This is a genomic window from Bradyrhizobium sp. SEMIA, assembly GCF_014844175.1.
GTDB lineage: Bacteria > Pseudomonadota > Alphaproteobacteria > Rhizobiales > Xanthobacteraceae > Bradyrhizobium > Bradyrhizobium arachidis.
The window spans coordinates 2,117,300-2,141,384 of sequence record NZ_CP046601.1 but is presented as its reverse complement, the minus strand read 5'-3'; the positions used below and the strand labels follow the sequence as shown (position 1 = coordinate 2,141,384).

The window sequence follows — 24,085 nt, the reverse complement described above, 5'->3', positions numbered from 1 at the left end:
AGATCAGATGAATCGTCATCGCGCTTTAGGTTGTTGTTCGAGCATGATCTTTTCGAAAAACCGCTTCGCACTTTTCCGGATCATGCTTCAGGCGCCGATGAACGCGAGCATGTCGGCAAGCAGCCGCTCGCCATGCGTGAGCGGCAGCGGATGCGGCGCGCCCTCATAGACGATGAGCTTGCTGCCTTTGATCAGCTTGGCGGTCTTGGCCCCGGTCAGCGGCAGCGGCGCGCTGGCATCCTTGTCGCCGTGGACGATCAGCGCCGGGCGATCGATCCCGGCGGCGGCTTTGCGGAGATCGGCGAACGCGATGGTCTTGCGGCACGCCAGCGCCACCGGCAGCGGCACGCTCAGCATCATCTGCCGGATCCAGGTCCGCGTGATCTCCGGCGTCTCGGCGGTGAAGAACGGGGCCTCGTTCGCCGCGATCCATTTGGCGAAGTCGCGCGCGATGGCGGCGTTGTCGGCCTCGATCATCGCCTTCGGGATCCCGTCCGGATTGTCCTCGGTCCTGACCAGGAACGGCGTCGTCGGCGCGACCAGCACGAGCCTTGCGATCCGCTCCGATCCGTGGCGCGCGAGATAGTTCACAGCTTCCGCCGTTCCCATGGAGAAGCCGACCAGCGTCACGTCGCGCAGGTCGCGCTGCTCGATCACGGCGGCGACGTCGTCGGTCAGCGTGTCCAGGTCATAACCGGTCGATGGCATCTCGGAACGGCCATGCCCGCGCCTGTCAGGCGCGACGCAGCGGAAACCCTTCTCAGTGAGCGCGGCAATGTGGCTGCCCCAGGTGCTGGCGTCGAAGGTCCAGGCCGACAGCAGCAGCACCGGTTTTCCGCTTCCCCAGTCCTGCACGAACAGCTTCGTGCCGTCCCGGGCCGTCACATAGGGTGATCGCGCGGTCTGCTGGGCTGCTGGAGCGCTCGCGACCGAGGCTGCCGCAAGGACGCTCCCAAACAGGGTGGCTTCGAGGACGGTCCGACGATTCATCGCGTGTCTCCCTCAAGATCGGTCGGCACGTCGCTTGCTGCCGACGGACACGATCATGGCGAAGGCAGCTCCCGTCCGCGATTACGCGGCAGGTAAGACATCACCCACTTCTGGGAACGACGGCCCAAGCCAGCCTCGTGGCCGCCTCGGCGGCGACCCGTTGTTTTCGTGATGGTTTTCCGTCTCAGGCGCTCTGATGCGGCCGTCCGCAGCGGACCGCTTGAAGCCGCAAGCCCGGCGAAACCAACCGGGCGTATTAATGAAACCATTTTGCGAAACCGGTGAAACCATCCGGAAACAGATGGTCCTTAGAAGATGAGCCCATAGACGGCGGCAAAGCCCGTCGGGAGGCTCAGATGAACCACTCAATTCACTCTGCTGATCGTGCGACCCACCTGAAAATCGTGGTGGTGGCGCTGATTGCCGGCATTGCGGTGGCCGGCTTCGGGATCGCAGCCCGCACCAATGCCGATTACAACCAGACCGCCCAGTCCGCTCACGTGGTCAAGGCCGGCAAGCCGGTGGCGGTCACGAGCGCGGGCACGTCCGAGATCCGCTGATCGACCAAAAAAGGTCCGATTTGACACCAAACGGTTGCCTCTGGCGGCCGTTTTGCTTTATTGGCCGTCCCCGGGTGCCCGCGTCAGACGGGTCCGTAGCTGCCGCAACAGTGCTTGAATTTTTGCCCCGAACCGCAGGGACAGGGATCGTTGCGGCTGATGTCGCTCGGGCCGTAACGCAGCCGGTTGAGGATCTTCTTGTTCTGCTCGAGGACCATCTTTCGGCGCGCCTCCTGGACGCCGATCACCGCGGTGTTGTCGCCGGGATCCCAGAACGCCCGCGGCTTCAGATGCGCGAGCTTGCCGCTGACATAGACCGGGTAGAACCAGCCGAGCGTTCCGTCGCGCAGGCGCTGCAACGTCGTCAGGTCGTAGAGGAAGAAGCCCGCCTCCAGCAGTGTCGCGTTGATGTCGACCAGTAAGGATGCACCGACTCGGTGATCTCGATCTCACCCTCATGATCGGTGATGGCGCAGATGCGATAGTCCCCGCCAAGCGCCTCCTTGATGGCCCGGAGGGAGTCTTCGTAGATCCCGTTGGCATCGATGTTGAGAGGCACCGCACCGCCGAGACAGGACAGATGGTTGAGCACGAAGTGTCCATCGGCACAGCCGAGATCGACCACGGTCCCGTAGCGCACGCCCTTCGCGAACAAATTTTGCAGCGTTGCGCTGAAATCGGCTGCCTGCATGAGATCGATTCCGCCAAGTCCCGTTTCAGCCAGTCGTGGCCGTGCTCGCGTGATGCGCGATTTGTTGCGCATTGCCCGCCACAGGCAAAATCAGAAACATAGGGATTTCATCCCGACCACGTGTCGGGAAGGCTCAGGTCCGGCATGTAAGCTATTGAGATTCCGCCAAAAATGGCGCGAGAGACGGGGCTCGAACCCGCGACCTCCGGCGTGACAGGCCGGCGCTCTAACCAACTGAGCTACTCCCGCGTGACGCGTATGTGTCCGCGCGGAACGAGGGGGGAATTAAAGGCCGGACCAAGTGAAGTCAAGGACGTTGGTACCTAAAGCCGGAATAGTCCCGTCCCCCGCCGATTGCGTGCGTGCAGAGCCTCCTCCACCTCTCGCGACGTAGTCAGTTCAGCCCCGAATCGTCTACGCCTTCCGTCACTTGCGTGGTTCCGAGGCCCTCCCCGAGACCTCGCCAGGAATGGAGGAGGCCAGACATGGCAAAGAAAGCTGCCGCTCCCGCCACCATCACGCTCAAGCACCTCGCCGCCGATATCGCGGAGAGCCAGGACCTGTCGAAAAAGCACGCCGAAGCCGTCCTCACCGACATGGTCGAGCTGATCACCAAGCACCTGAAGAAGGGCGACCGCGTCCGCATCGTCGGCCTCGGTATCCTCCAGGTCCGCAAGCGCGCCGCCCGCACCGGCCGCAATCCCGCCACCGGCGAGGCCATCCACATCAAGGCCAGCAAGAAGGTCGCGTTCCGCCCGGTCAAGGAACTGAAAGAGGCGATCTGAGCGGCTTACGTCTCGTTAAGCCTGATCCCATCTCGTCCGGCCGCATCAAGGCCCGCTTTTCTGATATACCGCCTGCTTCCCCAAAGACCCGGCGGTTGACCAGAAATGTCCTCTCTCTCCTTTTCGCACACCGTGACCGAGCGCTTCCTGCGCTACGTCACCATCGACACCCAGTCCGATCCGGATTCCCCTCACTCGCCCTCGACCGAGAAGCAGAAAGACCTCGGCCGCGTGCTCGCCGCCGAGCTGAAGGCCATGGGCGTGGCGGACGCCCATCTCGACGAGTACGGTTACGTCTACGGAACGATTCCGGCCACCACCGACAAGAAGGTGCCGGTGATCTGCTTCTGCTCACACATGGACACCTCGCCCGACGTCACCGGCAAGGACGTCAAGCCGCAAATGATGAAGAACTATCGCGGTGGCGACATCACACTACCCGGCGATCCCAGCCAGGTGATCCGCTTCAATGAGCACCCCGCGCTGAAGAACCAGATCGGCAACGACATCATCACCACCGACGGCACCACGCTGCTCGGGGCCGACAACAAGGCCGGCGTCGCCGAAATCATGGATGCCGCGCATTTCTTCATCAACAACCCCGACGTGAAGCACGGCACCATCAAGATCCTGTTCACGCCGGATGAAGAGATCGGGCGCGGCGTCGACAATGTCGACCTGAAGAAGCTCGGCGCCGATTTCGGCTACACCATGGACGGCGAAAGCGCCGGCAGCGTCGAGGACGAGACCTTCTCGGCCGACGGCGCCACCATCACCATCAACGGCGTCAGCGCCCATCCCGGCTACGCCAAGGGCAAGATGGAGCACGCGATCAAGATCGCTTCCGCCATCGTCGAGCGGCTGCCGAAGGAAGGCTGCTCGCCGGAAACGACCTCGGGCAAGCAGGGCTTCCTGCATCCGATCGGCATCGACGGCGCGCTGGAGCAGGCGACGCTCTCCTTCATCGTGCGCGACTTCACCGAGGAAGGGCTGAAGGAGAAGGAGGCCCTGCTCGAGGGCATCGTCAAGGACGTGATGAAGGACTATCCGCGCTCGACCTACACGTTCGAGATACGCGAGCAGTACCGCAACATGAAGCAGGTGATCGACCGTCACCCGCACGTGCTCGAATACGCCATCGAGGCGATCCGCCGCGCCGGCCTGCGCCCGATGCGCACCGCGATCCGCGGTGGCACCGACGGCTCGCGCCTGTCCTTCATGGGCCTGCCCTGCCCCAACATCTTCGCCGGCGAGCACGCGTTCCATTCGCGCCTGGAATGGGTGAGCCGGCAGGACATGGAAAAGGCGGTGCAGACCATCGTGCATCTGGCGATGATCTGGGAGGAGAAGGCTTAGCCTCTCGAAGACAGGGATGGCCGCGCTCGTCCCGGCCCGTCCCAGTCGCGACGCCGTTAGCCTTGGACATGCATTAGTCTTGGACATGCAAATGCAATATGTTCGGTCCGGTCGCGCCAACCTTGCAACAGACGTGGCGGGCAACGGCACTGCCGTCGTCTTTCTTCATGCCAATGTGTGCGACCGGCGGATGTGGCGCGTCCAGCTGAATGGAATGAGTGCGACCCACAAGGCGGTCGCTTATGACCGACGCGGGTTCGGCGAGACGCGCGCCGAGCCTGAAGACTTTTCCGCCCTCGCAGACCTCGTGGCGGTGCTGGAGGCTACCGCAGACAACGGGCCCGCGATCCTCGTTGGCTGCTCCCTTGGCGGTCGCATCGCGCTCGATGCCGCCCTCCGACACCCGTCGCTTGTTCGCGCGCTCGTCCTGATCGCTCCGAACGTCGCGGGGGCACCCGATCCGGTCTACAGTCCCGACATCGAGAAACTGATGATGCAGTCGAAGGAAGCCGAGGCATCCGGCGATCTCGATCGGCTCAACGCGATGAAGGCCCGCCTCTGGCTGGACGGACCGCTGGCGCCCGAAGGTCGCGTTGCCGGCTCCGCCCGCGATCTGCTCCTCGACATGAACGGCATCGCGCTTCGCTCCCAACCCTTCGGCGCGGATGTGGACGTTGTTCCCTTCTTCCACCGACTCCATGAAATCGCGGTACCGACCCTCATCGCGTGGGGCGACCTCGATTTCCCCTATGTCCAGGATCGCTGTCGTCGGGTCGTTGCGGCAATCCCGGGGGCGGAGGGCCGTGAAATGCCGGACGTGGCTCATCTCCCTAGCCTGGAGCGTCCCGCGGAAATCACGAGCCTGATCGCCGAATTCGTGGGCCGGCGTGCGGGGACGGACAGCTAGGTCCGCGCCTCGCATGCTTACGGCACCGGCATCGCCCGCGGACTGCGATGGAAGCGGTTCGAGCTTGCCATCCAGTTCGGCAACGGCTCGCCATCGCGGTGGCGTCCGCCGGCAACGGCGGCACCCCAGGCGACTGCGGCACCGATCAGGGCCGCCGCCGCAACCGAGAAGGCCACGATGATCGAGTTGCGCCGCGCGCGGTTGATCGCCGTGTGGGCTTCCGCGATCATCGCGTCGACCCGCCGCTCGGAATCAGGCGCCGCCAATCCCGTGGCCGCAGCGACCTGCTGCACGAGATAGGTCCGGTCGTCGGTGCTGACACCGCTATGGCTCGAAGACGTCATCAGGATGCGTCCCGCCTCGGCGCGGGCTTCCCGCATGTCGGTGTTGGGCGGCCTGCGCGGCGCGCGGAACAGCTTGTCGAGCTCATAGCTGAGCAGCGGCTCGGCTGAGGTGACATTACCGGCTCCGCTGCGCATCGGCGAACGGTCGAGCGCGGCCGCACCGAGGATCGCCAGCAGCGCCGCACCGATCAGCACGGCAAGAGCCCAGGACGTCAGGCCGTGCAGCCCGTCCCGTCGCTCGCCGTCATCCTCGATCGTCGTTAGCGCCGGCGCCGGTCGCGTGGTCCGGCCGGCGATGTAGCCGCCGAAGCCGAAGCTGACGATCGCCTGGATGATCAGATACAGCCCGGACAGCAGTGCCAACGCCGCCGACGCATCACGCCATGTCGGCGAGGCCGAACTGACCCCGAGGCCGATGGCAACGCCAAAGCCGACGAGGATGAACGACATCGCTCCGGCGGCGAATGCGCCTGCCAGCACCGGGCCCCATTGGATGGTCCGGCGATCCTCGGCGATCGCCGCGCCGCCCTCCATCACGTCTTCCTGCACGAGAGTTTCGATTGTCATCGCGGCTCTCTCAGCGCAGGCCAAAGAATGACAGGATCGCCATGATCACGACGATCAAGCCGATGAGATAAATTAGTCCGTCCATGGTCCTTCCTCCTCAACATTCCCAATCGCTAATCAGGAGGCAGGAGGAACGTTCCTAATTCGGCATGGTCTTGTGGAACGAACCGGCGAGATGCGAATTGTCTGTCCAAGTCCCAAGGATGAAGATTGTGAGCACAAAAGGCCCCAGCCGGGCAGCCCCGGAGCTGGGGCCTTTCCGCGTGTGCGACCGCCTGACCTGCCCGTTTCCTGTCGTATGTTAACGACGCCGGCGGCGGGATCATCAAAGATGCGATCGGGACGGGACCTGCAAATCGGGAGAGCGCGTGGACCGCAGAACGGCGTGCCTGCATCAGGCGGATATATTCCGGGAGAAGGCCCTCGCCGATCCCGAGCACCACGATCAATGGATCGACGAAGCCATCAAATGGCTGGAGCGGGCGATGGAGGCGAGCTGTCACGCCGTCATCACAGTCGAGGCTGACGAGATCAGCCATGTTCCGGAGCCGGCGCGCGCGACCGCGATCGAAACGCTCGCCTCGCCCCTGCGTGTAATCGCCCGCCAGTGAGAAGCGCTCGCAGCTCGCGCTGCTGCGGCAAATGTTCCTGGGACGTAACAATGTTGCGGGTCGACACTGTTCCCGCCGCCATGCTAGGTCGGGCCCAGACCGCAACCAGAGTGACGTCGTGCGCGCGAACCGCCAGCCCTCAGCATCCCGCCGACCGCGCAACTGGCGCGGCCTGCTGTCCGTGCTGATCGCGGCCGTCTATCTGCTCGCCGGCGCGCTGCACGGCCTGCACGACGTCGACGTGACCACGCCTGCCGGCGGCTCGGAAATCGCGGCGGTGCTCGATACGGCCGGACATAGCGACCACAAGGCGATCGGCGGCCATCATTGCCATGGCTGCTTCTCGGTCGCAGTCGTTCAGCCGGCACCATCGAGCACGTCGATCCCATTCGTGGCGGCTCCGCACCCTGAGCCCGAGCCCCGCCTCACCGGCATCGTCCCCGATACCGACTCCCGGCCCCCCAAGCATCTGACCTGAACGGATCAGCCGGGCGCCAGCTGCGCGCCCATCTCGTCTCCTTCACAGGTCCTATTCATGCTTTCCAGGCAGACGGCCGCGCGCATGGCATGCGCGATGGCTCTTCTCATCAGCCCACCGCTGGTGCTGACCTCACACGCCCAGACGCTGACGATGCGCGCGGCGCTATCGCGTGCGCTGGCCGCGAGCCCGCGCCTGACGGCGGCGGAGCGCGATGTCGGCATCGCCACCGGCCAGCGCATCCAGGCGGGCGCACTGCTCAATCCGGAACTGTCCTATGAGCAGGACAACTCGTTCGGCTCCGGCATCTATCGCGGCACAAGGTCGGCCGAGACCACGCTTCAGATCAGCCAGGCCTTCGAGCTGTTCGGCAAGCGCGAGGCGCGGGTCGCAGCCGGCGCGGCCGGCATCGAGGTCGCCGCGATCCAGCGCAAGGCGGTCAGGCTGGAGGGCCGACCGCGAGCGCTTCAAGGCGACGCTGGCGAGCGTACGGCGCGAGCTTGCCGTGCTGATGGGCGATCCTGCCGCGAAATTCGGCGAGGTCTCCGGCCGGCTCGACACCATGGGCAAGCCGCCGACGTTCCAGTCGGTGGTCGCCGCCATCGACGCCAATCCGCAGCTGGTGCGCTGGACCGCGGTCTATGCCCAGCGCAATGCCGAGCTGCTGATGGCGCGCCTGCGGCCCTACCCAGACGTGCGCATCGCCGCCGGCTGGCGCCATTTCAACGACACCAATGACGACGCGGTGCGCCTCACCGTCTCGGTACCGATCCCCGTGTTCGACCAGAACCAGGGCAACATCCTCTCGGCGCAGGAGAGCCTCGCCAAGACCAAGGCCGAGCGCGAGGCGAGCCGCAACACGCTGATCGTGGTCGCCGGCCGCGCCTACGACGCGGTGCAAGGCTCGCTGCGCGAGCTCGCGGTGCTGCGCGAGACCGCCATACCCAAGGCGACCGAAGCGTCCGAAGCGATCTCGCAAGGCTACGGCCAGGGCCGCTTCACCCTGCTCGAAGTGCTCGACGCCCAGGCGAGCGTGACGCAGGCGCGCCTGCGCGAGCAGGAGGCCTTGCAAAACTTCCATGTCGGCGTTGCCACCATCGAAGGCCTCGTCGGCAATCCCTTCACGCTCGCGCGGGAGAGCGCACGATGAAGACAGTCTCCACCATTCTCGTTGCCGTCGTGGCCGCCGCGTTCGGCGCTTACGGCTATTCCCTGCTCGCGCCGTCCAAGGTCGCGCACACCGACCATACCGAGCATTCCGAACAGAAAAAGCCGAACGATCATGTCGAGCAGGATGAGCACGGCGCCGACCGCATCCGCATCTCCGACGTCAAGCTGGCCGCAGCGGGCGTGACGCTGGCGGAGGCCGCGAGCGCGACGCTGACCGACACGCTGTCCTTCAACGGCATCTTGCGCGCCAACCAAGAGGCGGTGGTTCAGGTCACTCCCCGCTTTCCCGGGCTTGCAAAATCGATCCAGAAGCGCATCGGCGACAAGGTCGCCAAGGACGACCTGCTCGCCGCCATCGAGAGCAACCAGAGCCTGACGGTCTACGAGCTGAAGGCGCCGATCGCCGGCACCGTCATCGAGCGCCAGATCTCGCTCGGCGAATACGCCTCCGAGCAGAAGCCGGCCTTCGTCGTCGCCGACCTCTCCACCATCTGGGTCGATCTGTCGATCTACCGGCAGGATCTGCGGCGCGTGCGCCTGAACGACGAGGTGCTGATTGACCCCGACGACGGCCGCGGCGAGATCAAGGGCACGATCTCCTACATGGCGCCGATCGGCTCGAGCGAGACCCAGACCGCGCTGGCGCGCGTGGTGCTGCCAAATCCGGACGGACGCTTGCGTCCCGGCCTGTTCGTCACGGCGCGGCTGATCCTCGCCGCCCGCAATGTCGCGGTCGCCGTGCGCCGCAGCGCGATCCAGACACTGGAGAACAAGACCATCGTGTTCGTGCGCGAGGATGGCGACAAGATCGAGGCGCGGCCGGTCGAGCTGGGCGACTCCGACCCGCGCTATGTCGAGATCAAGGCAGGCCTTTCCGCCGGCGAGCACTACGTCGCGGAGAACAGTTTTGTGGTGAAGGCCGAGATGGGCAAGGGGGAGGCCGAGCATGATTGAGCGCCTCATCGCCGCCTCGCTGAAGCAGCGCTGGCTGGTCCTCCTGCTCGCGCTCGGCGCCGTCGCGTTCGGCGGCTGGAATTTTCAGCGCCTGCCGATCGACGCCGTACCCGACATCACCAACGTGCAGGTGCAGATCAACACCCGCGCGCCCGGCTACTCGCCACTCGAAACCGAGCAGCGCATCACCTTCCCGGTCGAGACCGTGATGGGCGGGCTGCCCAAGCTCGACTACACGCGCTCGCTGTCGCGCTACGGCCTCAGCCAGGTGACGGTGGTCTTCAAGGACGGCACCGACATCTATTTCGCCCGGCAGCTCGTGGGCGAGCGCATCCAGCAGGTGAAGGACCAGCTGCCGGCCGGCGTCGAGGTCGCAATGGGACCGATCTCGAGCGGGCTTGGCGAAATCTTCATGTACACCGTCGAGGCCAAGGCGGGCGCGAAGGCACCAGGCGGCCATGATTACTCGCTGACCGACCTGCGCACCGTGCAGGACTGGATCATCCGGCCGCAGCTTCGCAACGTGCCGGGGGTGATCGAGGTCAACACCATCGGCGGCTTCGAGCGGCAATTCCACGTGCTGCCGGACCCCGGCAAGCTGATGGCCTACCGGCTCGGCTTTCGCGACGTCATGACGGCGCTGGCCGCCAACAACGCCAATGTCGGCGCCGGTTATATCGAGCGCAACGGCGAGCAATATCTGGTGCGGTCGCCGGGCCAAGTCGGCAGCATCAGCGAGATCCAGGATGTCGTGATCGGCTCGCGCGGTGGCAATCCTGTCAGGATCCGGGACATCGCCACCGTCACCGAAGGCCGTGATTTGCGCACGGGCGCGGCGACGCGCGACGGTGAGGAGACCGTGCTCGGCACCGCCATGCTGCTGATCGGCGAGAACAGCCGCACGGTGGCGCGTCGTGTCGCGGCGCGTCTCGAGGACATCGCCAAATCGCTGCCCGACGGCGTCGTGACGCGAACCGTCTACGACCGCACCCATCTGGTCGAGGCCACGGTCCGCACGGTCCAGAACAACCTTGTGGAAGGCGCGGCACTGGTCGTGGCCGTGCTGTTCCTGATCCTCGGCAACATCCGCGCCGCGCTGGTGGTGGCTTGCGTCATTCCGCTGTCGATGGCCATGACCATCACCGGAATGGTCGAGACCAAGGTCAGCGCCAACCTGATGAGTCTCGGTGCGATCGACTTCGGCATCATCGTCGACGGCGCCGTGATCATCGTCGAGAATTGCCTGCGCATGCTGGCGGTGGCCCAGCGCGAGAAAGGCGGCCTGCTCACGACCTCCGAACGGCTGCGCGCGATCCAGCGCGGGTCGAGCGACGTCATCAAGCCGAGCCTGTTCGGAACGCTGATCATCGCGGTGGTGTACCTGCCCGTGCTGACGCTGACGGGCGTCGAGGGCAAGATGTTCACGCCGATGGCGCTGACCGTGCTGATGGCGCTCGGCGCGGCGGTCATGTTCTCCATCACCTTCGTGCCGGCGGCGGTCGCCATCTTCGTCACGGGCAAGGTTTCCGAGCACGAAAACCTGTTCATGCGGATGGCAAAGCGCGCCTATCTCCCCCTGCTCCGCTTTGCCATCGACAACCGGGCCGCCGTCGCGATCATGGCCGTCGTCATCGTGGTCGCGAGCGGCATCGCCGCTTCGCGAATGGGCGGCGAGTTCATTCCGAGCCTGGACGAGGGCGACGTCGCGCTGGCCTCGATCCGGATTCCCGGCACCAGCCTCACCCAGTCGCTGGACCTCCAGAAGGCGCTGGAAAAGCGCATCATGCAGATTCCGGAGGTGAAGGAGTTCTTCACCCGCATCGGCACCGCGGAGGTCGCCACCGATCCGATGTCGCCGGCGCAGACCGACGGCTACATCATGCTGAAGCCGCGCGCCGAATGGCCCGACCCGGACAAGCCGAAATCGGAGGTGATCGAAGCCATCGACAAGGCCGCCGACGACATTCCCGGCAGCGCCTATGAGCTCTCCCAGCCGGTCCAGTTTCGCGTCAACGAGCTGATCTCCGGCGTGCGCAGCGACGTCGGCATCAAGGTTTTCGGCGACGACCTCGACATCCTGCAAGGCGCGGCAAAGCAGGTCGAGGCGGCGATCCGCGGCATCCGCGGCGCCAGCGACGTCAAGATCGAGCAGGTCTCGGGCCTGCCGATCCTCACCGTCCGCCTCGATCGTCAGGCGCTCGCCCGCTATGGGCTCAGCATCAGTGAGGTGCAGGGCATCGTCGAGATCGCGGTGGGCGGCAAGTCGGCCGGAAAGCTGTTCGAGGGCGACCGCCGCTTCGACATCGTCGTGCGCCTGCCGGAGCAGCTGCGCGGCAATCTCGAGGCGATCCGCGCCATCCCGATCCCGCTGCCGCCAGGCGAGGACGCCGCGGCCAGCGCGCCGATCCGCACAGCGCTGTCAGGCTCTCCCCTCGCTCAGATGCGCTACGTGCCGCTGTCGTCGGTCGCAACCGTCGATACGACGCCCGGCCCCAACCAGATCAGCCGCGAGAACGGCAAGCGGCGCATCGTCGTCACCGCCAACGTCCGCGCGCGCGATCTCGGCTCCTTCGTGAGCGAGGCGGAAGCAGCCGTCGCCGAAAAGGTCAAGCTGCCGCCGGGCTACTGGATCGGCTGGGGCGGACAGTTCGAGCAGCTGGTCTCCGCCACCAAGCGCCTGACGATCGTCGTGCCGGTGGCGCTACTGCTGGTATTCCTGCTGCTGTTCATGGGCATGGGATCGGCGGCGGATGCGGCGCTGGTGTTCTCCGGCGTGCCGTTGGCGCTGACCGGCGGCGTTGCGGCGCTGCTGTTGCGCGGCATCCCGCTGTCGATCAGCGCCGGCGTCGGCTTCATCGCGCTGTCGGGCGTCGCCGTGCTCAACGGACTCGTCATCATCGCCTTCATCGAGCGGCTGCGCAGCGAGGGTCGGCCCATTGCGGAAGCCGTGCGCCGAAGGCGCCCTGACCCGTCTGCGCCCCGTGCTGATGACGGCCCTGGTCGCCTCGCTCGGCTTCGTGCCGATGGCACTCGCCACCGGCGCCGGCGCCGAGGTGCAGCGGCCGCTCGCGACCGTGGTGATCGGTGGCATCATCTCCTCGACGGTGCTGACGCTCTTGGTACTGCCGGCGCTCTATGTGCTGTTCCGCCGTGACGCCGCGGGCGAAGCGCCTACAATGGCGGCTGACTTGGCGGAGCGCTAGAATTGGCAAGCCACGACCATCACAGCCATCACCATCATGATCATGCCGGCCACGGGCATGATCATGGTCACAGCCATGGCCATGACCACGCGCATGGTGCCGGACACGTCCATGCGCCCACCAATTTCGGCAAGGCGTTCGCGATCGGCATCACCCTGAACACCGCGCTGGTCGTCGCCGAAGCGGTCTATGGCTATATCGGCAACTCCACGGCATTGCTCGCGGACGCCGGCCACAACCTGTCCGACGTGCTCGGCCTTGTCGTGGCCTGGGGCGCCTCGGTTGCGGCAAAGCGCGCGCCGAGCGGCCGCTTCACCTACGGTTTCCGTGCCTCGACCATCCTGGCGGCGCTGGCGAACGCGGTGTTTCTGCTGGTCGCGACTGGCGCAATCGGCTGGGAGGCGATCCTGCGCCTGCGCGAGCCGGAGCCGATCGCGGGCGTCACCGTGATGGTGGTCGCCGGCATCGGCATCCTCATCAACGGCTTCACCGCCATGCTGTTCGCAAGCGGCCGCAAGGACGACATCAACATCGAAGGCGCGTACCTGCACATGGCGGCCGACGCCGCGGTCTCGCTCGGCGTCGTGGTCTCGGCAGCGCTGATCATCTGGACCGGCTGGCTCTGGCTCGATCCCGTCACCAGCCTCGTGATCTGCGCCACCATCCTCTGGAGCACGACGAGCCTCTTGCGCGGCTCGATCGACATGTCGATGGCCGCAGCCCCGAAGGGCACTGACCTTGCGGCGATCAAGGCGTTCCTGCTGGCGCGGCCGGGCGTGTCAGGGATTCACGATCTCCACGTCTGGCCGATCTCGACCACCGAGACGGCGCTGACCTGCCATCTCGTCATGCCCGCCGGCACCGGCGATGCATTCCTGATGGAGACCGCGCAGCTGCTGAGGACATCGTTCCGCATCGGCCACACCACGCTTCAGGTGGAGACGCATCCCGACAACGGCTGCGCGCTGGCGCCGGATGATGTGGTGTGAGGGACGGCGACCGTTGTGGCGCGCATCGCTGCCGCTCGCTCGGTGTCGTCCCCGCGAACGCGGGGACCCATAACCACAGGGAGAAGTCGCGGCGCGAGCCGACGACCACGAGTCCTCGTCAAACTTCTCCCCGTGGTTATGGGTCCCGGACCTGCGCTCCGCTTGTCCGGGACGACACCGGGGATTGGAACGACGCTGAGCAGCAAACTCTCTACGCCGCCTTCGCCGTCACGATCCAGATCGCACCCTGCAGCGCCACGCTCTGCCCCTTCAGGAACGGCGCGAGCGTCTCGCGGATCGAGGCTTTGGCAGCGTCATAGGTCTCCGGCGGATGGCCTTGCAGCGCGCGGCTGGCGGGGCCGATCTGGAGCGAGCCGTCGACGGCGGCGTCGAGACCGCCGCCGATGGCGATGTCCATGGGGAGATTGTGCGGCTCCATCGCGACGTCCGCGAAGCCGGCGCCCTTGAGGATGCGCATCACGCGCTCTTCCGAGGCGAAGGCGAACGGGCCCGGCTCCTCCGGCCCGACCGGCGGCATCTTCGGCACGTGTTTGTAGACCGCCATCAGCGGCGCCATCATCCACGGGTTTTCCTTCGGCTCGCGCCAGCAGACGAAAGCGAGCCGCCCTGTAGGCTTGAGCGCACGGCGGAGATTGCTGAAGGACGCGATGGGATCGGCGAAGAACATCACGCCGAAGCGCGAGGCCAGGAGATCAAAGCTCGCCGGCTCGAATGGATGGACCGTCGCATCCGCCAGCACGAAATCGAGCGGCAGACCCTTTGGCGCAAACGCGCGCGCCTGCGACAGCATCGGGTCGGACACATCGAGGCCGAGCGCAAGGCCATCGGGCGCAACCGCCTTTGCGAACGCGACCGTCGTCGCGCCGGAGCCGCAGCCGACATCGATCACCCGCTCGCCCGGCTTTGGTTTGGCACGGTCGATCAGGACGTCGGCGATCGGCCCGAGCAGCTTCTCCTGCGCCGCATGGCGGTCGGCCCAGCGCTGCCCGCTCGGGCCGTTCCAATAGGCGATCTGGTCGGCGTTTTGCTCGTGTCCGCTTGGCTGTTCCATGGGGGCCTCTCTGGCAGCTCGGTCGAAAGACCCCGATGCCGAAAAGCAATGACGCCGTCAACCGAGGTTGCTCTGTCCACCTGCCGGCGAGACATGCCTCCGTTCTCGCCGCGTTGCGCGGCGTCACAGATTGACGGACGGTGAGAGGACTTACTGCCGAGCTGCGCTATGCCAATGCGCTCCGCAAAGTCATTCGGCCGCCAGCGAGGCTCCAGTTCGCTTCGCAAGAACCCGGCGGAAGTCCGTTGCCAGCTCGTCATAATAGCGGGCAAGCTCCTCATAAAAAGCCTTGCCGGCTTCGTCGCTCGCTTCCTGAGCTGCTTTCATGCAGTGAGCGGCTTTGGACTCGTACCTTTCCAACTTCGTGCGAAGATCACTCATCACGGCGATACTCCACGCTAATTAAGGGAACTGGAACGGTGGTTCGCGGTGCGATCTAAAAGATGACCGAAGGAAGGCAATTTTGGACCCGCCACGAGTCTCTTTCAGGGCGCCGGATGCCTGGTAAAAGCCCGCCTCCGCCCGTTGGGCTCTGGCGCGGCAGCAGGCGCCTGTGACATTCATCACACAGCGGCCTTTGCCGCGATGGCACTCTGCGACTACTCTGATCACATTGCGATTTGGGGCTGCAATGGGCGCGACTCGGATTTTTTTGGTCTTATTGACCTTCATCTGTTTGGACTGCGGAGGAGCGCACGCGGAAAAGCGCGTGGCGCTCGTGATCGGCAATTCCGCCTACAAGAGCGCGCCGAGGCTCGCCAATCCCGTGAACGACGCCTCTCTCGTCGGCGGCATGCTGAAGAGAGCCGGGTTCGACCAGGTTGATATCAAGCTCGACCTCAACGCTGCGGAGATGCGCCGGGCCTTACGCGACTTCGGTGCCAGGACGCGTGAGGCTGATGTGGCCGTCGTCTATTATGCGGGTCACGGCATCGAGCTTGACGGCGTCAACTACCTGATCCCCACGGATGCCAGCCTTGAGACCGACAGCGATGTCCTCGACGAGACGCTGCCGCTGGATCGCGCTCTGTTCGCGGTCGAGCCGGCCATGCAACTCCGGCTCGTCATCCTCGATGCCTGCCGGGACAATCCATTCGCCAAGACCATGAAGCGGACCATGGCCGCGCGCTCGATCGGGCGCGGCCTCGCCAAGGTCGAGCCGACCGGCCCGAACACCATGATTGCTTTCGCGGCAAAGGCCGGCTCGACAGCTTCGGACGGCGACTCCAAGAACAGCCCGTTCGCCGCGGCGCTGGTCGAGCGCCTCCCCACGCCCGGGCTCGACCTGCGCAAGGCGTTCGGCTTCATCCGCGACGATGTTCTCAAGAACACCGGCTACAAGCAGGAGCCTTATGTTTACGGCTCGCTCGGCGGCGACGACGTGTCGTTGGTCCCGGCCAAGCCTGCTGTCACCACGGGGCCGCAAGCGAACCCGCAGGACGCGATCCGTCGGGACTACGAGCTGGCGCTGCAGGCGGGAAACCGGGACGCCTGGGAGGCCTTCCTGCAGGCCTATCCCGACGGCTTCTATGCCGGCCTCGCCCGCGCGCAGCTGAAGAACGTTGCCGCAGAAGAAGCGCGCGCCGCCGCAGCCGAAAAGGCGCGCCAGGCGGAAGAAGCCAAGACCCGTCTCGCCGCCGAGCGCGCCAACAAGGCCGAGCAAGAGAAGGCCGCGGCGGCAGCCAGGGTGGCCGAGGAGAAACGGCTTGCCGCCGAGAAGGCCAAGCAGGTCGAGGAAGCCAAGGCGGCCGCAGCCGAGCAACGCAGGCTGCAAGCGGAGGCCGCAGCGGCGAAAGTGCTGGCTGACAAGCAAAAGCCCGCAGAAGGCGAGCAAAAGGTCGCGGCGATCGCGCCGCCGTCGGCTTTAGCGCGGCCGACGATGTCGACCGAGGAGCTGACGAAGGTTCTGCAACTCGAGCTGCACCGTGTCGGATGTCACCCGGCGCCTGCGGATGGCATCTGGACGGCCTCATCGCAGGCTGCGTTGGCGCAGTACAACAAATATGCCGGAACCAAATTTGACGAAAGGCTGCTGGGCTACGACGTGCTCGATGCAGTCAAGGCGAAGCAAAGCCGGGTCTGCCCACTGGTCTGCGACCACGGCTTCAAGGCGAGTGGCGATGCCTGCGTGAAGATCGCCTGCCGCGCAGGCTACCGCGTCAACGACGACAATGAATGCGCAAAGGTGCAGGAGAACAAGCCAGACGCCGCGCGCAATGATGCAAGCAAGCGGGACATGGAGCGCAAGAAAGTGGAGTCCGCCCCGGCAAAGCCCCAGGCCTCAGGGCAGGTCATCTGCAATACCGGCGGCTGTCGCCCCGTGAGACCTGGATGCCGCGTCGTCCAGAAATGGGGGGGGGCGGCCGCCAGCTACCAGGTCGAAGAGTGCAATTGAGATCGCGGATAGATCAGGGTCGGCAGCGACCGCAGTTGGCGCGACAGCCATCGCGCCCCTGTCACCGATCGGATCGGGTCTGCCGATCCGAGGCACGCCTCCAAACACCCGCCTTCGCCCCGCTGGGCTTCGGCGTGGCAGCCTTGGCTCGCTTCGCGTCAATAAGTTCGGAGGCTGGCCTGCCCAGCCGTAGCTCGCGAAGCGAGCGAAGGCTGGTGGGCGGTCGAACCGCGGACCCTCTCGGTGTACACGAGATGCTCTAACCAGCTGAGCTAATTCCTTGCCGTAGGCATCATCGGACCCGCGCACCGTGTCTCATCTGTGCGCATTGCGGCCGCATTGGTTTCACCGAACGGCCACACCGGAATCAGATGCCAACCAGATTTCCTCGATAGGTTCGCCGTTCCTCAAATCCGGAAAGGCATGGACCATGCGCAGCTTCACGGCATCCGTCATCGTTGCAGTTCTCTCCCTCGGAACACCTGCTCTGGTGCAGGCACAGGGCGCATCGTCGCAACCCGGCACCGAACAGCCGTCCACACAGTCCAGCACAGTGATCCGGAGCATACAGGTTGTGGACGTCAAAGAATTGCAGCCGGCCGTGCGCGCGAAGGTCGATGAACTCGTGGCGCACACAAGCGACCAAGACATCCAGTCGCTCCGGCAGTCCATCGACGCCACACCGCAGGCCGCCTCCGTGCTCAAGGCCAAGGGCTTGAGTTCGTCGCAAGTCATCGCGATCAACATCGCCGACGGTGTTCTGACGATGTTCACCAAGACAGCCTGATATCAGACGGGAGTTGAGGCGCTGCACGGCGGCCGTGAGCACGATCGCCTCCTCGCCGGACGACGATCCGCGCTACGAAAGAGGGTTGCCCTGCAGCGGGCCCGCTGCAGGCCTGCCCGTATCGAGCATGAAACCCCCGACAAGGCCGCAAATTGGAGTCAGTTCGCGACGCGCTCGGCTCTTGCTTCGGCACCCACCGGGGCGCTAAAGAGGCGCACTTGGGCGGTTAGCTCAGCTGGTTAGAGCATCTCGTTTACACCGAGAGGGTCCGCGGTTCGAATCCGTGACCGCCCACCAGCCTGCGCTCGCGCAGCGACGCAGGATGCCACGCCGGAGCCCAAAGAGCGAAGGCCGGCTTTTCGCAGCGAGCTATGGCTAGGCAAGCCCGACCTCAATCCCTCGGCCGCCCCGGCAGCAGCGGCACCGCGTCGATCCAGACTGCAGCCGACTGGCACCAGATCTGCCTGACGGGCCGCAATTGGTCGCGTTGGCGGATGCTGCCCCAGCGGATGCCCCAATCGTCGGCCTGGTCGCCCTCGCCGTTGGTGAACAAAGGCGAACCGCACTCGGCGCAGAAGTGCTGGAAGCGCATCCGGCCGTTGTCGCCGCGCTTGCCATAGATTTTGGGCGTGCCGGCGGTGAGCTTGACGTCAGCCTTGGTGCAGATCGCGGTGACCCGGAACGGCGAGCCGGTCAGCGTCTGGCAGTCGGTGCAGTGACACACCGAGACCGCCTCAGGGTCGACTTCGGCCTCAAAGGTGATCTGCCCGCAATGGCATTGTCCGTCGACCTGCATCGCCCGCGTCCCCTTCCCTCAAAACAAAAACGGCGCCCGAAGGCGCCGTTTTATCATCTTTTTGAACTGCGTTCTCAGTGAGCGGTCAGGCCGCCGGCGGCCTCATCGCCGTCCGGCTTCACCGTCACCTTGGTGTCCTCTTCCCAGACGATCGGCACCGGCTTCTTCACCAGCGCCTTGGCGACGACGTCGTCGAGACGGGAGACCGGGATGATCTCCATGCCGCCCTTGATCGCATCGGAAATCTCCGTGAGATCCTTGGCGTTGTCCTCGGGGATCAACACCGTCTTGATGCCGCCGCGGGCAGCGGCCAGCAGCTTCTCCTTGAGGCCGCCGATCGGCAGCACGCGGCCGCGCAGCGTGATCTCGCCGGTCATCGCGACATCGTGGCGGACCGGGATGCCGGTCATGACCGAGATGATCGCGGTGGCCATCGCCACGCCCGCGGACGGACCGTCCTTCGGCGTCGCGCCCTCCGGCACGTGCACGTGGATGTCGCGCCGGTCGAACAGCGGCGGCTCGACGCCGTAATTGATCGCGCGGGAGCGGACGTAGGACGCCGCCGCCGAGATCGATTCCTTCATGACGTCGCGCAGGTTGCCCGTGACCGTCATCTTGCCCTTGCCGGGCATCATGACGCCTTCGATGGTCAGCAGCTCGCCGCCGACATCGGTCCAGGCAAGGCCAGTGACGATGCCGACCTGCGGCTCGCTCTCGATCTCGCCGAAGCGGTACTTCGGCACGCCGAGCAGCTCTTCCAGAGTCTTCTCGGTGACCTTGACCGACTTCTTCTTGGAGATCATCAGCTCCTTCACCGCCTTGCGGGCGAGTGTGGAGAGCTCACGCTCCAGGTTACGCACGCCCGCTTCGCGGGTGTAGCGGCGGATCAGCAGCAGCAGCGCGTCGTCGTCGATCGAGAACTCCTTGGAGTCCAGGCCGTGCTTGGACACCGCGTTCGGGATCAGATGCTTGCGCGCGATCTCGACCTTCTCGTTCTCGGTGTAGCCCGCGATCCGGATGATCTCCATGCGGTCCATCAGCGGGCCGGGAATATTGAGCGTATTCGCGGTCGTGATGAACATCACGTTGGAGAGATCGTAGTCGACCTCGAGATAGTGGTCGTTGAACGTTCCGTTCTGCTCGGGGTCGAGAACCTCAAGCAAAGCCGAGGACGGATCGCCGCGGAAATCGGCGCCCATCTTGTCGATCTCGTCCAGCAGGAACAGCGGGTTGGACGACTTGGCCTTGCGCATCGACTGGATGATCTTGCCGGGCATCGAGCCGATATAGGTGCGGCGGTGACCGCGGATCTCGGCCTCGTCGCGCACGCCGCCGAGCGAGACGCGCACGAATTCGCGCCCCGTCGCCTTCGCGATGGACTTGCCGAGCGAGGTCTTGCCGACGCCGGGAGGACCGACGAGGCACAGGATCGGACCGGTCAGCTTGTTGGCGCGGGATTGCACGGCGAGATACTCGACGATGCGTTCCTTGACCTTCTCCAGACCGTAGTGATCTGAATCCAGGATGGCTTGCGCCGCCTCCAGATCCTTCTTCACCTTGGACTTCTTGTTCCACGGGATCGACAGCAGCCAGTCCAGATAGTTGCGCACGACGGTCGCTTCCGCGGACATCGGCGACATCTGGCGCAGCTTCTTCAATTCATGCTGCGCCTTCTCGCGCGCTTCCTTGGAGAGCTTGGTCTTGGAGATCTTCTCTTCGAGATCGGCGAGCTCGTCGCGACCATCGTCGTCGCCAAGTTCCTTCTGGATCGCCTTCATCTGCTCGTTGAGATAATACTCGCGCTGGGTCTTCTCCATCTGGCGCTTGACGCGCGAGCGGATGCGCTTCTCGACCTGCAGCACCGAGATCTCGCTCTCCATCAGGCCCAGCACCTTCTCGAGGCGCGTGGTGACCGACAGCGTCTCCAGGATGCCCTGGCGGTCCGCGATCTTGACGGCGAGATGCGAGGCAACGGTGTCGGCGAGCTTGGCGAAATCGGTGATCGCCTGCACGACACCGACGACCTCGGCCGAGATCTTCTTGTTGAGCTTCACATAGCTCTCGAAGTCGGACACGACCGAGCGCGCCAGCGCCTCGGCCTCGACCGACTTCGCATCGGTATCGGCGAGCGCGACGGCGGTGGCTTCATAGTAGTCGGCGCGATCGGTGTATTTCTGCACGCGCGCACGCTCGAGCCCTTCGACCAGCACCTTCACGGTGCCGTCGGGAAGCTTCAAGAGCTGGAGCACGCTGGCAAGCGTACCGGTCTCGTAAATGGCATCGGGCGCCGGATCATCGTCGGACGCGTTCTTCTGCGTCGCGAGCATGATCAGCGCATCGTTCTTCATCACCTCTTCGAGCGCGCGGATCGACTTCTCGCGACCGACGAAGAGCGGCACGATCATGTGCGGGAAGACGACGATATCGCGCAGCGGCAGCACGGGATAAGCGTGCGCCTCGCCATGGACGATGGTTGGCCGGGGTTTTGGATTAGTCATGGCCTTTTCCTTTTGCTTTGCCCCCTTGCACGCAGCCCGCTGTCTCATGCGCAACCGCCACAAGGTGCCGAGGTGATCGACAGAGCCGGTCTACCATTCGCAGGTTGGACCAGGCTTGCCGGATCGGAACAGCGGCGAATCTTGAACGGAATTCTCGCTCGCCGCCGACATTAGGTGGCTATCGACCCGGGGGGTGTCAAGTCATTGAAATACGCGCGCCATCAGGCGCTTACGCACACAGGTAAGCGACGCAACATGGGCTGCGGAGAAGCATTCCGCAGCCCTCAACTGATAAGACGTTCGGAGCGTTCCAGCGCCGCAATTTAGGCGCTGGCGTTCTCGACCGCGCGATCGGAGCGATCGGCGTAGATGTAGAGCGGACGGGCCGTGCCTTCCACGACTTCGCGCGAAATCACGACTTCTTCCACACCTTCCAGGCCCGGCAGGTCGAACATAGTCTCGAGCAGGATCGCCTCGAGGATCGAGCGCAGGCCGCGCGCGCCGGTCTTGCGCTCGATGGCCTTGCGGGCAACCGCGCCGAGCGCCTCGTCGGCGAAGGTGAGCTCGATGTTCTCCATCTCGAACAGCCGCTGGTACTGTTTCACCAGCGCGTTCTTCGGCTCGGTCAGGATCTTCTTCAGCGAGGTCTCATCGAGGTCCTCGAGCGTCGCCACGACGGGCAGACGGCCGACGAACTCGGGGATGAGGCCGTACTTCAGGAGGTCCTCAGGCTCGACGTGACGGAAGATCTCGCCAGTCCGGCGGTCCTCCGGCGCGAGCACCTGGGCACCAAAGCCGATCGAGGTCGACCGGCCGCGCGCCGAGATGATCTTCTCGAGGCCGGCGAACGCACCGCCGCAGATGAAAAGGATGTTGGTGGTATCCACCTGCAGGAACTCCTGCTGCGGATGCTTGCGGCCGCCCTGCGGCGGGACCGAAGCCACCGTGCCTTCCATGATCTTCAGCAGCGCCTGCTGCACGCCCTCACCCGACACGTCGCGCGTGATCGAGGGATTGTCGGACTTGCGGCTGATCTTGTCGATTTCGTCGATGTAGACGATGCCGCGCTGGGCGCGCTCGACATTGTAGTCGGCGGCCTGGAGCAGCTTCAGGATGATGTTCTCGACGTCCTCACCGACATAGCCGGCTTCGGTCAGCGTGGTCGCATCCGCCATCGTGAACGGCACGTCCAGGATGCGGGCGAGCGTCTGCGCGAGCAGCGTCTTGCCCGAGCCGGTCGGACCGATCAGCAGGATGTTCGACTTCGCGAGCTCGACGTCGTTGTGCTTGGTCTGGTGGTTGAGGCGCTTGTAGTGGTTGTGCACCGCGACCGACAGGACCTTCTTAGCATGGCTCTGGCCGATCACGTAGTCGTCCAGCACCTTGCAGATTTCCTTCGGCGTCGGAATGCCGTCGCGCGACTTCACGAGCGAGGACTTGTTCTCCTCGCGGATGATGTCCATGCAGAGCTCGACGCACTCGTCGCAGATGAAGACCGTGGGACCCGCGATCAGTTTGCGGACTTCGTGCTGGCTCTTGCCGCAGAACGAGCAATATAGCGTGTTCTTGGAGTCGCTCGTGCCAACCTTACTCATTCATGTCTCCGTCCGCGGTTCGATCGTCTCGCTCGATCGCTCCATCCCGGCACGAATGGCCGGTATGAAGTTCAAATAGAGCAAATTCCGTACCAAAAAAGACCCTACGCGTTACATCCCGTGCGAATCACGGTCACTCGATTCTCCCGCGATCATAGCCGATCATGCGTAGCCAACCATGCTGTCACCCGACTATCAAGAATTCGCTAATCGGGGGCCGCCGGCTACCCGTGACAATACCGTGATTTCCGGTCTTGGCACGAGCGAAGTGATGGAAATCACCCCGGCGTTGCTGGATTGCCACGAAAAACAAGCACGAAAGCGGAACTTTGTGCCCATCGCAGCGCGCAAACGGCGTTTTTTTTGCGACGCGCACAGACGTCCGTAACGTCAACACCGCCTTGACGGTGTCCCGCGATCCCCGGGGTATTCTCCCAGGGATCGCCGCTGCAGCCCAGTAGTGTTACGGGGCCTTCGCCGGCGCCGGCTCTTCGGCGCGCTTGTCGATGACCTTGTCGACCAGGCCGAACTCCTTGGCGTCGTTCGCGGTCAGGAACTTGTCGCGCTCCAGCGCGTCCTCGATCGACTTGTAGGTCTGGCCGGTGTGCTTCACGTAGATCTCGTTGAGCCGCTTCTTCAGGTTCAGGATCTCCTGGGCGTGCAGCATGATGTCGGTGGCCTGACCCTGGAAGCCGCCGGAGGGCTGATGCACCATGATGCGCGCGTTCGGCAGCGAGAAGCGCATGTCCTTCTCGCCGGCGGCGAGCAGCAGCGAGCCCATCGAGGCCGCCTGGCCGGTGCAGAGCGTGGAGACCGGAGGACGGATGAACTGCATGGTGTCGTAGATCGCAAGGCCCGACGTCACCACGCCGCCCGGCGAGTTGATGTACATCGAGATTTCCTTCTTCGGATTTTCCGCCTCGAGGAACAACAGCTGCGCGACGATCAGCGTCGACATGCCGTCCTCGACCGGACCAGTCACGAAGATGATGCGCTCCTTCAGAAGGCGCGAGAAAATGTCGTAGGCGCGCTCGCCACGGTTGGTCTGCTCGACCACCATGGGCACGAGGTTCATGTAGGTTTCAACCGGATCGCGCATGAGTCACCTAGGGTTTTTGAGAGGCGGACATCGCCAGTCTTGGCCGCCAGTTTTGGCTGGATGTGCCGGAAGGCAGATGGACGTCCCGTGATGCAGGAACTTTCGTAGAAGAGCTAGCGACAGATATAGCCCAATTCGTGCCAGACAAGTCCTGAACGAATTAAGGCTTAATCGATCAGGCCGTTGAAGCTGATTCGCATAAAGAGGCCCAGCCGGCCATCTGGCTAGCTGGGCCCCT

The 24,085-nt window shown here is 64.7% G+C and carries 20 protein-coding genes, 2 tRNA genes and 2 pseudogenes; 13 read left to right on the top strand and 11 right to left on the bottom strand.

What is annotated here, in order from left to right:
• Positions 1-87: 87 nt before the first annotated feature.
• A complete protein-coding gene (locus FOM02_RS10390) occupies positions 88-990 on the bottom strand; it encodes an alpha/beta fold hydrolase (protein WP_028146275.1) in 903 nt (300 codons plus the stop codon).
• Between the two features lie 356 nt (positions 991-1,346).
• Between FOM02_RS10390 and FOM02_RS10385 the strand changes: the two genes are divergently transcribed.
• Complete coding sequence (locus FOM02_RS10385) at positions 1,347-1,550, top strand: hypothetical protein (RefSeq protein ID WP_027559495.1); 204 nt, start codon at positions 1,347-1,349, stop codon at positions 1,548-1,550.
• Positions 1,551-1,633: 83 nt separating this feature from the next.
• Here the strand turns inward: FOM02_RS10385 and FOM02_RS10380 are convergent, their stop codons facing one another.
• The 3 genes from FOM02_RS10380 to FOM02_RS10370 form a co-directional block, all read right to left on the bottom strand.
• Positions 1,634-1,909 (bottom strand): SEC-C metal-binding domain-containing protein, encoded by a 276-nt coding sequence (locus FOM02_RS10380; RefSeq protein ID WP_027559496.1) that lies wholly within the window; start codon positions 1,907-1,909, stop codon positions 1,634-1,636.
• 5 nt (positions 1,910-1,914) lie between these two features.
• Positions 1,915-2,241 carry a hypothetical protein gene (locus tag FOM02_RS10375; protein ID WP_231164037.1) on the bottom strand — a complete coding sequence of 109 codons (327 nt, stop codon included), beginning with the start codon at positions 2,239-2,241 and terminating at the stop codon, positions 1,915-1,917.
• Positions 2,242-2,413: 172 nt separating this feature from the next.
• Positions 2,414-2,490 (bottom strand) — tRNA-Asp (locus FOM02_RS10370).
• A 236-nt stretch (positions 2,491-2,726) separates the two neighbouring features.
• On the opposite strand from FOM02_RS10370, the gene FOM02_RS10365 reads away from it, so the two are divergent.
• The 3 genes from FOM02_RS10365 (at position 2,727) to FOM02_RS10355 (ending at position 5,289) form a co-directional block, all read left to right on the top strand.
• On the top strand, positions 2,727-3,026 hold the full coding sequence (locus FOM02_RS10365) for an HU family DNA-binding protein (RefSeq protein WP_027559498.1): 300 nt from the start codon (positions 2,727-2,729) through the stop codon (positions 3,024-3,026).
• Between the two features lie 105 nt (positions 3,027-3,131).
• Complete coding sequence (gene pepT / locus FOM02_RS10360; RefSeq protein ID WP_027559499.1) at positions 3,132-4,382, top strand: peptidase T; 1,251 nt, start codon at positions 3,132-3,134, stop codon at positions 4,380-4,382.
• 91 nt (positions 4,383-4,473) lie between these two features.
• Positions 4,474-5,289 (top strand): alpha/beta fold hydrolase, encoded by an 816-nt coding sequence (locus FOM02_RS10355; protein WP_027559500.1) that lies wholly within the window; start codon positions 4,474-4,476, stop codon positions 5,287-5,289.
• Between the two features lie 17 nt (positions 5,290-5,306).
• Here the strand turns inward: FOM02_RS10355 and FOM02_RS10350 are convergent, their stop codons facing one another.
• Entirely contained in the window at positions 5,307-6,200 is an 894-nt protein-coding gene (locus FOM02_RS10350; RefSeq protein WP_027559501.1) for a hypothetical protein, read from the bottom strand.
• 368 nt (positions 6,201-6,568) lie between these two features.
• Between FOM02_RS10350 and FOM02_RS10345 the strand changes: the two genes are divergently transcribed.
• The 6 genes and pseudogenes from FOM02_RS10345 (at position 6,569) to FOM02_RS10320 (ending at position 13,605) form a co-directional block, all read left to right on the top strand.
• Complete coding sequence (locus FOM02_RS10345) at positions 6,569-6,811, top strand: hypothetical protein (protein ID WP_027559502.1); 243 nt, start codon at positions 6,569-6,571, stop codon at positions 6,809-6,811.
• A 118-nt stretch (positions 6,812-6,929) separates the two neighbouring features.
• On the top strand, positions 6,930-7,289 hold the full coding sequence (locus FOM02_RS10340; RefSeq protein WP_027559503.1) for a hypothetical protein: 360 nt from the start codon (positions 6,930-6,932) through the stop codon (positions 7,287-7,289).
• A gap of 57 nt (positions 7,290-7,346) precedes the next feature.
• A pseudogene (locus FOM02_RS10335) lies at positions 7,347-8,439 on the top strand (TolC family protein).
• Positions 8,436-9,413: a divalent metal ion exporter adaptor subunit IhpB gene (gene ihpB, locus FOM02_RS10330; RefSeq protein ID WP_027559505.1), complete on the top strand. Its 978-nt coding sequence runs from the start codon at positions 8,436-8,438 to the stop codon at positions 9,411-9,413. The pseudogene FOM02_RS10335 and the gene ihpB overlap by 4 nt, the downstream one beginning before the upstream one ends.
• A pseudogene (locus FOM02_RS10325) lies at positions 9,406-12,616 on the top strand (efflux RND transporter permease subunit). Before ihpB ends, FOM02_RS10325 begins: the two are co-directional and overlap by 8 nt.
• 2 nt (positions 12,617-12,618) lie before the next feature.
• Complete coding sequence (locus tag FOM02_RS10320) at positions 12,619-13,605, top strand: cation diffusion facilitator family transporter (RefSeq protein WP_265441746.1); 987 nt, start codon at positions 12,619-12,621, stop codon at positions 13,603-13,605.
• A gap of 211 nt (positions 13,606-13,816) precedes the next feature.
• Here the strand turns inward: FOM02_RS10320 and FOM02_RS10315 are convergent, their stop codons facing one another.
• Both FOM02_RS10315 and FOM02_RS10310 read right to left on the bottom strand, forming a co-directional pair.
• The gene (locus tag FOM02_RS10315) at positions 13,817-14,677 is read right to left on the bottom strand and encodes a class I SAM-dependent methyltransferase (protein ID WP_027559508.1); all 861 of its coding nucleotides are present in this window, start codon (positions 14,675-14,677) and stop codon (positions 13,817-13,819) included.
• 189 nt (positions 14,678-14,866) lie between these two features.
• A complete protein-coding gene (locus tag FOM02_RS10310; protein ID WP_027559509.1) occupies positions 14,867-15,058 on the bottom strand; it encodes a hypothetical protein in 192 nt (63 codons plus the stop codon).
• A gap of 250 nt (positions 15,059-15,308) precedes the next feature.
• On the opposite strand from FOM02_RS10310, the gene FOM02_RS10305 reads away from it, so the two are divergent.
• From FOM02_RS10305 to FOM02_RS10295, 3 genes are all read left to right on the top strand, one after another.
• Complete coding sequence (locus FOM02_RS10305) at positions 15,309-17,072, top strand: caspase family protein (protein ID WP_027559510.1); 1,764 nt, start codon at positions 15,309-15,311, stop codon at positions 17,070-17,072.
• Positions 17,073-17,502: 430 nt separating this feature from the next.
• Positions 17,503-17,859: a hypothetical protein gene (locus FOM02_RS10300; RefSeq protein WP_027559511.1), complete on the top strand. Its 357-nt coding sequence runs from the start codon at positions 17,503-17,505 to the stop codon at positions 17,857-17,859.
• A 220-nt stretch (positions 17,860-18,079) separates the two neighbouring features.
• A tRNA-Val gene (locus tag FOM02_RS10295) sits at positions 18,080-18,156 on the top strand.
• 94 nt (positions 18,157-18,250) lie between these two features.
• Here FOM02_RS10295 and FOM02_RS10290 read toward each other — a convergent pair.
• The 4 genes from FOM02_RS10290 to FOM02_RS10275 all read right to left on the bottom strand — a co-directional run bounded on the left by FOM02_RS10290 (position 18,251) and on the right by FOM02_RS10275 (position 23,847).
• Positions 18,251-18,655, bottom strand: a complete 405-nt coding sequence (locus tag FOM02_RS10290) for a GFA family protein (RefSeq protein WP_027559512.1) — start codon at positions 18,653-18,655, stop codon at positions 18,251-18,253.
• A 74-nt stretch (positions 18,656-18,729) separates the two neighbouring features.
• On the bottom strand, positions 18,730-21,153 hold the full coding sequence (gene lon / locus FOM02_RS10285) for an endopeptidase La (protein ID WP_027559513.1): 2,424 nt from the start codon (positions 21,151-21,153) through the stop codon (positions 18,730-18,732).
• Between the two features lie 323 nt (positions 21,154-21,476).
• The gene (gene clpX / locus FOM02_RS10280; RefSeq protein ID WP_008547851.1) at positions 21,477-22,748 is read right to left on the bottom strand and encodes an ATP-dependent Clp protease ATP-binding subunit ClpX; all 1,272 of its coding nucleotides are present in this window, start codon (positions 22,746-22,748) and stop codon (positions 21,477-21,479) included.
• Between the two features lie 463 nt (positions 22,749-23,211).
• Complete coding sequence (locus FOM02_RS10275; RefSeq protein ID WP_027559514.1) at positions 23,212-23,847, bottom strand: ATP-dependent Clp protease proteolytic subunit; 636 nt, start codon at positions 23,845-23,847, stop codon at positions 23,212-23,214.
• Positions 23,848-24,085: the final 238 nt, after the last annotated feature.

Coding starts and splice junctions, on each gene's coding strand:
- FOM02_RS10390 (WP_028146275.1), bottom strand. CDS start 990: ATGAATCGTCGGACCGTCCTCGAAGCCACCCTGTTTGGGAGCGTCCTT.
- FOM02_RS10385 (WP_027559495.1), top strand. CDS start 1,347: ATGAACCACTCAATTCACTCTGCTGATCGTGCGACCCACCTGAAAATC.
- FOM02_RS10375 (WP_231164037.1), bottom strand. CDS start 2,241: ATGCAGGCAGCCGATTTCAGCGCAACGCTGCAAAATTTGTTCGCGAAG.
- FOM02_RS10365 (WP_027559498.1), top strand. CDS start 2,727: ATGGCAAAGAAAGCTGCCGCTCCCGCCACCATCACGCTCAAGCACCTC.
- pepT (WP_027559499.1), top strand. CDS start 3,132: ATGTCCTCTCTCTCCTTTTCGCACACCGTGACCGAGCGCTTCCTGCGC.
- FOM02_RS10355 (WP_027559500.1), top strand. CDS start 4,474: ATGCAATATGTTCGGTCCGGTCGCGCCAACCTTGCAACAGACGTGGCG.
- FOM02_RS10350 (WP_027559501.1), bottom strand. CDS start 6,200: ATGACAATCGAAACTCTCGTGCAGGAAGACGTGATGGAGGGCGGCGCG.
- ihpB (WP_027559505.1), top strand. CDS start 8,436: ATGAAGACAGTCTCCACCATTCTCGTTGCCGTCGTGGCCGCCGCGTTC.
- FOM02_RS10315 (WP_027559508.1), bottom strand. CDS start 14,677: ATGGAACAGCCAAGCGGACACGAGCAAAACGCCGACCAGATCGCCTAT.
- FOM02_RS10310 (WP_027559509.1), bottom strand. CDS start 15,058: ATGAGTGATCTTCGCACGAAGTTGGAAAGGTACGAGTCCAAAGCCGCT.
- FOM02_RS10305 (WP_027559510.1), top strand. CDS start 15,309: ATGGGCGCGACTCGGATTTTTTTGGTCTTATTGACCTTCATCTGTTTG.
- FOM02_RS10300 (WP_027559511.1), top strand. CDS start 17,503: ATGCGCAGCTTCACGGCATCCGTCATCGTTGCAGTTCTCTCCCTCGGA.
- FOM02_RS10290 (WP_027559512.1), bottom strand. CDS start 18,655: ATGCAGGTCGACGGACAATGCCATTGCGGGCAGATCACCTTTGAGGCC.
- lon (WP_027559513.1), bottom strand. CDS start 21,153: ATGACTAATCCAAAACCCCGGCCAACCATCGTCCATGGCGAGGCGCAC.
- clpX (WP_008547851.1), bottom strand. CDS start 22,748: ATGAGTAAGGTTGGCACGAGCGACTCCAAGAACACGCTATATTGCTCG.
- FOM02_RS10275 (WP_027559514.1), bottom strand. CDS start 23,847: ATGCGCGATCCGGTTGAAACCTACATGAACCTCGTGCCCATGGTGGTC.